This window comes from uncultured Alistipes sp. (assembly GCF_902388705.1).
In the GTDB taxonomy this organism is placed as follows: domain Bacteria; phylum Bacteroidota; class Bacteroidia; order Bacteroidales; family Rikenellaceae; genus Alistipes.
The window spans coordinates 1-8608 of sequence record NZ_CABMQJ010000073.1 but is presented as its reverse complement, the minus strand read 5'-3'; the positions used below and the strand labels follow the sequence as shown (position 1 = coordinate 8608).

General features: G+C 60.1%; 8 protein-coding genes. 3 read left to right on the top strand and 5 right to left on the bottom strand.

All coding sequences use genetic code 11. The features are described 5' to 3' along the window. Window positions 1-213 precede the first annotated feature (213 nt). From aroQ to QZT71_RS11275, 3 genes are all read left to right on the top strand, one after another. Entirely contained in the window at window positions 214-642 is a 429-nt protein-coding gene (gene aroQ / locus QZT71_RS11285) for a type II 3-dehydroquinate dehydratase (protein WP_295916216.1), read from the top strand. A gap of 105 nt (window positions 643-747) precedes the next feature. Next, on the top strand, window positions 748-2223 hold the full coding sequence (gene pyk / locus QZT71_RS11280) for a pyruvate kinase (RefSeq protein WP_295916213.1): 1476 nt from the start codon (window positions 748-750) through the stop codon (window positions 2221-2223). A 3-nt stretch (window positions 2224-2226) separates the two neighbouring features. Next, window positions 2227-3675: a lipopolysaccharide biosynthesis protein gene (locus QZT71_RS11275; RefSeq protein WP_295916210.1), complete on the top strand. Its 1449-nt coding sequence runs from the start codon at window positions 2227-2229 to the stop codon at window positions 3673-3675. 113 nt (window positions 3676-3788) lie between these two features. Here the strand turns inward: QZT71_RS11275 and buk are convergent, their stop codons facing one another. The 5 genes from buk to QZT71_RS11250 form a co-directional block, all read right to left on the bottom strand. After that, window positions 3789-4856 carry a butyrate kinase gene (gene buk, locus QZT71_RS11270; protein WP_295916207.1) on the bottom strand — a complete coding sequence of 356 codons (1068 nt, stop codon included), beginning with the start codon at window positions 4854-4856 and terminating at the stop codon, window positions 3789-3791. Window positions 4857-4902: 46 nt separating this feature from the next. Then, complete coding sequence (locus QZT71_RS11265; RefSeq protein WP_295916204.1) at window positions 4903-5811, bottom strand: phosphate acyltransferase; 909 nt, start codon at window positions 5809-5811, stop codon at window positions 4903-4905. A 22-nt stretch (window positions 5812-5833) separates the two neighbouring features. Next, complete coding sequence (locus QZT71_RS11260) at window positions 5834-7036, bottom strand: acetate/propionate family kinase (RefSeq protein ID WP_295916202.1); 1203 nt, start codon at window positions 7034-7036, stop codon at window positions 5834-5836. Window positions 7037-7053: 17 nt separating this feature from the next. After that, complete coding sequence (gene crcB, locus QZT71_RS11255; RefSeq protein WP_295916199.1) at window positions 7054-7425, bottom strand: fluoride efflux transporter CrcB; 372 nt, start codon at window positions 7423-7425, stop codon at window positions 7054-7056. Window positions 7426-7533: 108 nt separating this feature from the next. Then, the coding region (locus QZT71_RS11250) for a glutamate-5-semialdehyde dehydrogenase (protein ID WP_295916197.1) at window positions 7534-8608 on the bottom strand (1075 nt) is incomplete at its 5' end.

Here is an 8608-nt window from a genome sequence, read left to right as displayed (position 1 = left end):
GCCGCTGCGCAGCGACTGCACGAACAGCAGGGCCGCGCAGCCGAAGTAGAGGACTGCGCCGAAATAAAATAGTATCCGCTCGGGAAGCGTAGCTGGAATCATCGACGATTGTAACAGGATATTGAACAAAGATATTAAAAAATTCTTTAAAATCACTATCTTTGTCTGCGAATTGCGCCGGGTGGCGCCAGTGCACAGCAAACAGTCTGAAAGATGAAAATATTGATTCTCAACGGCCCGAACCTCAACCTGCAGGGGCGGCGCGACACCGGGGTCTACGGTACGCAGACATTCGAAACTTTTTTCGGGGAGTTGGAAAAACACTATCCCGCCGTCGGATTCGGCTATTTCCAGTCCAATATCGAGGGCGAGTTGATCGACGCCGTCCAGCAGGCCGACGGCGTGTACGACGGCATCGTGCTCAACGCCGGGGGGTACACCCACACGTCGGTGGCGCTGCGCGACGCGGTGTCGGCCGTGTCGGTTCCCGTCGTCGAAGTGCATATCTCGTCGATTCTCGCGCGTGAGGAGTTCCGCCACACTTCGCTGCTGGCGCCCGTGGCCGTGGGGTCGATTATGGGATTCGGGCTCGCCTCCTACCGGCTGGGCATCGAAGCGCTGCTGCTCCGCGCCGAAAAATAGGGCGGCTCCGTGCGGCAGAAATGCTGCGGGGTGCATGCAGGCGGCCCGCCGGGTGCGGACTGCGGCTGAATGACACCGAATATTAATTTATAGCATTATACGTCTATGTACAGAATGAAAAAAACCAAAATCGTCGCAACGATGTCGGATTTCCGTTGCACCGAGGAGTTTGTGAAAGACCTTTTCGATGCCGGAATGGATGTGGTGCGTGTCAACTCCGCGCACGTCACGGAGGAGGGCGCTACGCGTATCGTCGAGACCGTACACCGAGTTAATCCGGCCATTCCGATTATGATCGATACCAAAGGCCCCGAAATCCGTGTCACGACGATTGCCGACGAATACGGAAACAGCATCAACTTCCGGCCGGGCGACCGCGTCGCCGTGCGCGGATCCGACGGCAGCGACATGACCACGCGCAAGGTGGTCTACATGAACGTGCCGAGCATCGTGCAGGATATTCCAATCGGGGCGCGGATGCTGATTGCCGACGGTGAGCTGGAGATACGTGTCATCGGCAAGAGCGACGTGGAGCTGGAGTGCGAGTTCGTCGTGGGCGGCGCGATGCGTTCGCGCAAGAGCGTCAACGTGCCCGCCGTGTCGATTAACCTCCCCTCGGTCACCGAGAAAGACCGCCGCTTCATCGAGTGGGCCGTGAAGAACGACGTGGATTTCATCGCGCATTCGTTCGTGCGCAGCGCGAAGGACATCAAGGCCGTGCAGGACATTCTCGATGCGCACGGCAGCAAGATCAAGATCATCTCGAAAATCGAAAACCAGGAGGGCCTGGACAATATCGACGAGATTATCGAGGCGTCGTACGGCATCATGGTCGCCCGCGGCGATTTGGGCGTGGAGCTTCCCGCCGAGGTGATTCCCAACACGCAGCGGCGCATCGTTGAGAAGTGCATCTGCGCCAAGCGTCCGGTCATCATCGCCACGCAGATGCTCTATTCGATGGTCAAGAACCCGCGGCCGACACGCGCCGAGGTGAGCGACGTGGCGAGCGCCATCTACGAACGCGTCGACGCCGTGATGTTGAGCGACGAAACGGCGATGGGTGACTTTCCCGTGGAGTCGGTGGAGACGATGGCCCGCATCGCCCGTGAAATCGAGCGGGACGAGAACCACTTCAAGCCGATGATCGACATGGACATGGTGTCGGTGAACCACGAGATTACGGCGCAGCTGGCCCGTTCGGCCGTGCGCGCATCGACCAACCTGCCGATAAAATACGTCGTCCTCGACACCAAGACGGGCCGTACGGGCCGTTACCTCGCGGCGTTCCGCGGCCGCAAGACCGTGATGGCGGTCTGCTACCAGCTGCATGCGCAGCGCATCCTGGCGCTGTCGTACGGCGTCGTGCCCATTCTGCGCAACCAGGAGCTGCGCGACAAATACCATTTCCTGGTCGACGCGCTGGAGTTCATCGACCAGTACCGCAAACTCGGCGACGAAGATTTGCTGGCTATCGTCGGCGGCAGCTTCGGCCCCGACGGCGGGGCGTCGTACGTCGAGATTGCCAATGTGCATAACATCCGCAGGCGCAACGAGGAGATTGTAGCGGCGCAAAAGTGCTAAACGTTGAACGGGGAGCTCAAGGATAAGGTGGCGCGCGGCGTGGCGTGGAGCATGGCCGAGAAGATCGGTACGATGCTCCTCCAGATGGTCGTGAGCCTGACCATCCTGCGCCTGCTGACACGCGACATACTGGGTGTTATCGCCGTTCCGTCCGCCGTCGTGGCCGTGGCGCTGGTGATAGTGGACAGCGGCTTTTCGCAGGCCCTGATTCGCAAAAAAGCCCCCACGCCGGGCGACTACAAGTCGGTCTTCGCGTTCAACGTCGCGGTTTCGCTCGTGCTTTACGTGCTGTTCGTGGCGCTGGCGGGCCCGGCTTCGCGCTTCTACGGCATGCCCCAGATCGCACAGTTCGCCCCCGTGTTTTTCCTGCAGTTGCCCATAGGCGCCCTTTGCGCGATACAGAATACGATTTTCGTGCGGGAATTCCGCTTCGCCCTGTTGTCGAAAGTGACGTTCGCCTCGTCGCTGGTCGCGGGGCTGACGGCTATCGGGCTCGCGCTGGCCGGCTTCGGAATTTGGTGCATCGTCGTTCAGCGAGTTTTGCAGGCGGCCGTGCGGACGCTGCTGCTGTGGTGGTTGAGCTGTTGGCGCCCCTGCGGGACGTGCAGCCGGCAGCCGCTGCGCGAAATGGCGCCGTACAGCTTCAGCCTGATGACGACCGACCTGATTTCGGCGTTTTACAGCAAGATTCCCCAGTTTTTCCTCGGCAAACTCTATCCTGCCGACATGCTCGGTTCGTTCGATCAGGCGATTAAGCTCAAAGACCAGCCCACGATTTCGGCCATGCAGGCCGTGCAGGGCGTGACCTTCCCGGCGCTCGCCAAAATCAGGGACGACGCCCCGAAGTTCGCCGAAAGCTACCGCCAGATTGTGATGGTCGTGTGCTATGCCATCTTCCCGATTATGCTCGGCATGTCGGCCGTGGCGCACGACATGTTTGCCGTGGCGCTGGGCGAGGAGTGGATGCCGACGGTTCCCTACTTCGAGGCGGTATGCCTGGCGGGACTGTTCTACCCGGCGGCGATAATTGCCTATAACGTGTTGAAAGTCAAAAGCGAAGGGCCGCTGATCGTGAAGCTGGAAATCCTGAAGAAAGGGCTGATGACCGTGATTTTCGCCGTCACGATTCCGATAAGCGTGCAGGCTGTGGTGTGGGGACTGGTGGCAATCGCCTTTTGTGATATGGTCGTCAATTTCCTCGCCACGACCCGCTTCACGTCGTTCGGCACGGGGCGCTTCGTGCGTACCGTTCTGCCCATGCTGCTGACGGCGGGCGCAATGTACGCCGTGGTGCGGCTTACAGGCCTTGCCGTTCCCGGCAATGCGCTGCTGCGGTTGCTGGCCGAAGTCGGGGCGGGAGTGGTCAGCTACCTCCTGCTCTCGGCGCTGTTTCGGCTCGAGGCGTTCGGCGAAGTGGTAGCCATCGTGCGTAAGCAGTTCAACCGCAGGTAATACGCCCCCGCCGCACAGGATATTCCCGGAAAACAATCGCCGGATACACGATGAGCGTGTATCCGGCGATTCGTTTTGCGTTGCGCGGAATCCTTTGCCGCCCGCCTTGTTTGTCAGGCGTAGACTTTCGGGACTATGGTTCCCCGCAGGACGACCAGTGCATTGATCATCAGGGCTTCCAGTTCGTTTTCACCGGGGTAGACCGCGATGGGGGCGATGAACGAGCAGTGTTCACGGATATATTCCACAATCGGTTCGTTGTAGGCGATGCCGCCCGTGAGGATAATGGACTGCACATTGCCCGACAGGGCGGTGGCCATCGCGCCGATTTGTTTCGAAATATTGTAACACATGGAATCCAGTACTTTCCGGGCCCGTTGGTCGCCTTTGCCGATACGCTCCATGACCTGAATCACGGAGTTGGTGCCCAGGTAGGCCACCAGTCCGCCTTTGCTCGATATCGCCTTGAGCAGTTCCTCGCGCGAGTATTGTCCCGAGAAACAGAGGTTGACCAGCCCGCTCGAGGGGATGCTTCCCGCCCTGTCCGGGGCGAACGGCCCGTCGCCGTCCAGCGCGTTGTTGACGTCGATGATGCGTCCCTGCCTGTGCGCCCCGACCGAAATGCCGCCGCCCATGTGGGCTACTATGAGGTTCGACTGTTCGTAGACCCAGCCCATGCGGTTGCAGTGCAGGCGTGCGGTGGCTTTCTGGTTCAGTGCGTGGAATACGGGTTTGCGCGGGCACATCGGCATACCCGACATGCGGGCTATGTCTTCCATTTCGTCGACCACGGGCGGGTCGGCAATGTAGGCTTTCACGCCCGCCATATGGGCTATCTGCGCAGCCAGCAGTCCGCCGAGGTTGCAGGCGTGCTTCATCTGCGCGTTCCGCAGGTCGTAGCGCATGCGCGAGTTGACTTCGTATACGCCCGCGAGAACCGGTCGTATCAGGCCCCCGCGGCCAATCACGGCATCCAGTTTCTTGATGTCGAATTCTTTTTCGCGAAGCGCCCCGAGGATCAGGCCCCGGCGCCAGTCGAGCTGGTCGTTTACGCCCGCGAAATTTGAAATCTCCTCTGTGGAGTGGCGCAGGTTCAGTTCCCACAAAAGCTGCTCGTCGTCGTAGAGGGCAACTTTGGTTGAAGTAGAGCCGGGATTTATTGCTAAAATTTTGAAGCCCATAAATTCGGTTCCGGTTAGTAGTTGGTAGGTTGGTGTAGGTGTTCGCCTATTGTTTTACGGCCAGGCAGGCCAGGGCGATCGAGTAGAGTTTGGTCTTGCTCGTATCGCCGCGCGAGGTGAGTACGCAGGGTACTTTCGTGCCCGCGACCATGGCTGCGAGCTCACCGCCGCAGAGGTGTGTTACCGACTTGAAGAAGACATTGGCCGACTCCAGGTTGGGGAAGAGCAGGCAGTCGGGATCCCCGGCTACGGACGAACCCTTGACTTTCTTGTGCTCGGCCACGTCCTTGTAGAGGGCTACGTCGAGCGACAGGGGGCCGTCGATAATGACGTTGCCCAGCTGTCCGCGGTCGCCCATTTTGGCCAGCAGCGCGCCCTCGGTCGAGGAAATGACGCTGGGGAGCAACTGTTCCGACGGAGCTATGCAGGCGATTTTCGGAGTGGCGATGCCCAGCAGGTTGGCGACGTTTGCCAGATAGCCGATCTGCTTGATTTTCTGCTTGAAGTCGGGCAGCGGAATGACCGCCACGTCCGAGATGACGAGCAGTTTGTGGTAGCAGGGCATCTCGACGATCGAAACGTGGCTCAACACGCCTTTGGGGGGGAACAGGCCCGCTTCCTTGTTGAGGATGCCGCGCATGTATTTGTCGGTCGATACCAATCCTTTCATCAGTACGTCGGCGTTGCCGGCCACGACGGCGGCCACGGCCTGCTGCACGCACTTCACGTCGCTCGATTCGTCGACGATGTTGAATGCCTTGATGTCGATGTCGTTCTCGGCGCAAACGCGCTCGATAACGCTCTTTTCGCCGTACAGCGTCGGCTCCACAAGGCCCTCCTTATAAGCTTCGTAAACAGCTTCCAGCGTGTGCGAATCCTGACCGTAGGCTACAGCCAGACGTTTTTTGCCTCTTTTTCTCGCTTCGTCGACGATTTCGGTAAGATGTTGAATCATTGTGGTTTTGTGCTTTTGGTGTTTATTTTACAAGGTTGTACGTGTCGGTTGCGATGACCAGTTCTTCGTCGGTGGCGATGACGGCGACCTTGACTTTCGAACCGGGCATGGAGAGTATCTTGTCGATGCCGCGTGCGCCCCGGTTGGCTTCGCGGTCGAATTCGACGCCCATGAATTCGAGCCCCGTGCATACCGTTTCGCGCATTTCGCGCGAGTTCTCGCCGACGCCGCCCGTGAAGACAATCAAATCGACGCCGCCCATCTCGGCGGCATATTCGCCGATGAATTTCTTGATGCGGTTGTAATACATGTCGCGGGCGAGGACGGCACGGGGATTACCCTCGTCGTAGGCGCGGTCGATGTCGCGCATGTCGCTCGAAATGTCGGTCAAGCCCTGCACGCCCGACTTTTTGTTCATCATCTCGTTCAGTTCGGCGTAGGACATGCCCTCTTTCTGGCCGATGAACGTGATGGCGCTGGGGTCTACCGTGCCGCAGCGGGTGCCCATCACCAGGCCGTCCAGGGGCGAGAAGCCCATCGACGTGTCGAAAGACCTGCCGTTGAGTACGGCCGTCACCGAGCCGCCGTTGCCGATGTGGCAGGTGATGATTTTCGAATTTTCGAAGTCGAGGCCCGTGAGTTCGGCGCCGCGCCGGGCTACGAACTTGTGGCTGGTGCCGTGGAAGCCGTATTTGCGCACGCGGTACTTGTCGTAGTAGGCGTGGGGCAGGGCGTACATGTAATTCACGGCCGGGATGGTCTGATGGAACGAGGTGTCGAAAACCGTTACCTGCTTGACGCCCGGAAGCACTTTCTCGATCGACAGCACGCCCTCGAGGTTGGCCGGGTTGTGCAGCGGCGCGATTTCGAACAGCGAATGGATTTTGGATTTTACGTCCTCGGTGACGATGCAGCTCTCGGGGAAGAATTCGCCGCCGTGGGCCACGCGGTGGCCGACGGCTTTCACCTCGTCCAGCGAGCGGATTACGCCGTGTGCGGGATCGGTCAGGGCGTCGAGCACCAGTTTGATGCCGGTCGTGTGGTCGGGGATGGGCTGGTGCAGCTCGAACGGCTCCTTGCCGACGGGCTTATGCGTAAGGTCGCCCTGCGGCAGGCCGATGCGTTCCACGATTCCTTTTGCGAGCAGTTTGCTCGATGCGGCTTCCATGTCGATTACCTGATACTTAATCGACGAACTGCCGCAGTTCAATACCAAAATTACCATTTCTCTTCTTTATGTTGTTAATTTTTCAATGTTGTTCCAATCCACATGCCGAGGCCGGCGAAAGCGATGCAAACCGCGGCGCTCAACCCGATGTAAAGCGCTGCCGGGCCGTAGCATTCCGCACGCAGCAGGCGCACGGCATCGGCCGAAAAGGTCGAAAAGGTGGTGAATCCCCCGCAGAAGCCGACAATCAGCAGCCACCCGAGGGTTTCCGATTCCGTCGCCTCGAGTAGCACGCCGATCAGCAGCGAGCCCAGTGCGTTGACCGTGAAGGTGCCCGCCGGAAACCCGAGCAGGGTATGTCCGGCCATCATTCCGCTGGAGAGCAGATAACGTGCGATGCTGCCGGCAGCGCCGCCGAATCCTACGGCCACAAGTTCACGAATCATAAGTTAAATATATGTCAAATTTTAAGGATATGCAAATTTATAGAAAAAATGATTACGGATTGTTATTTTTCATGCCGTTTTTTTACGATTTTTTTGTCGTAATGGTATTCAGGGCCGGCGGATTTGTCCGTCGCCCGTGACGATGTATTTGTAGGTCGTCAGTTCCGGGAGCCCCATCGGGCCGCGGGCATGGAGTTTCTGCGTCGAGATACCCACTTCGGCGCCGAACCCGAACTGCCCGCCGTCGGTGAATGCGGTCGAAACGTTGACATAGACGCATGCGGCGTCGACGCTGCGCGAGAACTGCGTGGCGGCCTGCTTGCTTTCGGTGACGATGGCCTCGCTGTGGCGCGACGAATGGCAGGCGATATGCGCGAGGGCCGCGTCGAGCGACGGGACGGTCTTGACGGCGAGTTTGTAGTCGAGGAATTCGGTGCCGAAATGCTCCTCTTCGGCGTGTTCCAGCAACTCGGCGGGGTAGTGCCCCGCGAGGGCCTCGAAAGCCGTGCCGTCGGCGTATACGGTTACGTGCGCTTCGGCCAGCGGGGCGCACAGCGCCGGCAGGTCGGCCAGCCGGTCGCGGTGGACAATCAGGCAGTCGAGGGCGTTGCAGACGCTCACGCGGCGGGTCTTGGCGTTGCAGACCACCGCGCGTCCCTTTTCCAAATCGCCGTCGCGGTCGAAGTAGGTGTGGACGATGCCGGCGCCGGTTTCGATGACCGGGACGCGGGCGTTTTCCCGCACGAAGCGGATGAGCCCCGCACCGCCGCGCGGAATCACCACGTCGACGTATCCGACGGCTCCGAGCAGCGCCGCCACGGCTTCGTGGCCGGAGGGCAGCAGCGTGAAGGCGTTTTCGTCGATGCCTTCGCTGCGCAGGGCTTCGCGGAGCAGCGCCGCGATTGCTTCGTTCGAATGGCGAGCGTCGCTGCCGCCTTTCAGCACGCAGGCGTTCGCGGTCTTGATGCAGAGCGCAAAGATGTCGGCCGTCACGTTGGGGCGGGCTTCGCAGACCATGCCTACTACGCCGAACGGCACCCGCCGTTTGACGATGGTCATGCCGTTGGGGCGCGTCCAGCGGGCCAGCTCCTCGCCCTGCGGCGAGCGGAGGTGCGACACGGCCTCCATGTCGGCGGCGATGGCGGCGATGCGCTCCGGGGTGAGCCGCAGGCGGTCGCACAGC

Excerpts from the sequence above, each read along its gene's own strand:
- QZT71_RS11265 (WP_295916204.1), bottom strand. The coding sequence starts at position 5,811 with ATGATTCAACATCTTACCGAAATCGTCGACGAAGCGAGAAAAAGAGGC.
- crcB (WP_295916199.1), bottom strand. The coding sequence starts at position 7,425 with ATGATTCGTGAACTTGTGGCCGTAGGATTCGGCGGCGCTGCCGGCAGC.
- QZT71_RS11260 (WP_295916202.1), bottom strand. The coding sequence starts at position 7,036 with ATGGTAATTTTGGTATTGAACTGCGGCAGTTCGTCGATTAAGTATCAG.
- buk (WP_295916207.1), bottom strand. The coding sequence starts at position 4,856 with ATGGGCTTCAAAATTTTAGCAATAAATCCCGGCTCTACTTCAACCAAA.
- pyk (WP_295916213.1), top strand. The coding sequence starts at position 748 with ATGTACAGAATGAAAAAAACCAAAATCGTCGCAACGATGTCGGATTTC.
- aroQ (WP_295916216.1), top strand. The coding sequence starts at position 214 with ATGAAAATATTGATTCTCAACGGCCCGAACCTCAACCTGCAGGGGCGG.